Raw genomic sequence first — 1,254 nt, 5'->3', positions numbered from 1 at the left:
CGACAGGAAGTCGGGACCGAACGCGTACCAGTCGAAGCCGAACGGCCCCCCGCCGTTGCGCGTCTGTCGGAGCACCGCGAGCGCCAGCACGCTCAGCCAGAAGTTCGGGAGCGCCTGCCAGAGGATCCCGCCGAAGGACGCCGTGTAGTCGCCGAGCGAGTTCGGGTTGAGCCCGGCGTAGAAGCCGAGCGGAATCCCGATGAAGAGGGGTAACAGGATCGACCAGAAGCCGAGCCAGAGGGTCGCCGGGGCGGCCCCCATGACGATCTCGATAATGGGGCGACCGGCCTGAACGACCCACGACTGGCCGAAGTCGAACGTGACGAAGTTGGTGATGAAGTCCACGTACTGTTGCCAGAGCGGCTCGTCGAGTCCGAGCCGATCGCGGATCGCCTGTGCGTCGCCGCCGGTCGCCTCCGGGCCGAGGATGGCCGCGACCGGGTCGATCGGCCCCATGCGAAGCATCACGAACAGGAAGCTCAACACGAGGAACAACACGGGGACCGTGAGCAGCAGCCGTTTGACGAAATACTCCCAGCGGCTCATGAGGGTGGACGTATTTGAGTGGTCATAGTGGGCATACGTCGAGTGGTGTCCGAGGGGAAACCCGTGATCTAACTAAATGCTTCGATAACGCGAAGAGGCCGAAATTACTCGGCTTCTTCTTCGAGGTTCGACTGCCAGTCGAGGTAGAATCCGTTGGTCTCCTCGGGCATCACCGACGTCTCGGTGTTGCGCGGTTCGAGCTGGAACATCCCGTACGGAACCGCGGGCCAGCTCCAGATCCAGCCGAGTGAGTACATCTGGAGGTCACCGTCCTCGCCGCGGCTCTGGAGCGTCGAGAACTGCGACGTCTCGAGCGACAGGTCGAGTCCAGTCCCGGACAGCAGGTCGCGGACCAGCTCCGCCGCCGTCTGGAACACCTCGCTCTCGTAGGTGGTGAGCGTCATCTCGGTCGGGCTGTCAGAGGTGTAGCCGGCCTCTTCGAGGACCATCTGGGCCCCCTGGGAGTCGCTTTCGCCCTGGCCGTACGGGTAGTCTTCGAGGAACGACTCGTACCCGTCCTGGCCGGTCGGCCAGATCGCCGGCGGCAGGAAGCTGTACGCCGGCGTGCCGCGGCCCGCGAACACCTCCTCAACGATCTGGTCTTGGTTCATCACGTACGCGACCGCCTGCCGTTCGGCCCGCTCCGTGTTCGAGGCGTTGAACCCGAAGTAGTAGGTGCTGATCTCGGAGACCCCGAGGTAGTTCACT

At 64.1% G+C, this 1,254-nt stretch carries 1 protein-coding gene and 1 pseudogene; both read right to left on the bottom strand.

Annotated features, from left to right (window positions below; translation table 11 throughout):
* Window positions 1-546 (bottom strand): annotated as a pseudogene (locus tag U4E84_RS17810) (ABC transporter permease); the annotation flags it as partial.
* Between the two features lie 104 nt (window positions 547-650).
* Window positions 651-1,254, bottom strand: a 604-nt coding sequence (locus U4E84_RS17805; RefSeq protein ID WP_322533411.1) for an ABC transporter substrate-binding protein, incomplete at its 5' end; no start/stop codon positions are given.

The sequence above is a fragment of the Halorubrum sp. AD140 genome (assembly GCF_034497445.1).
Lineage (GTDB): Archaea > Halobacteriota > Halobacteria > Halobacteriales > Haloferacaceae > Halorubrum.
The sequence above is the reverse complement of the archived record's forward strand: the minus strand, read 5'-3'. Positions and strand labels throughout refer to the sequence as shown.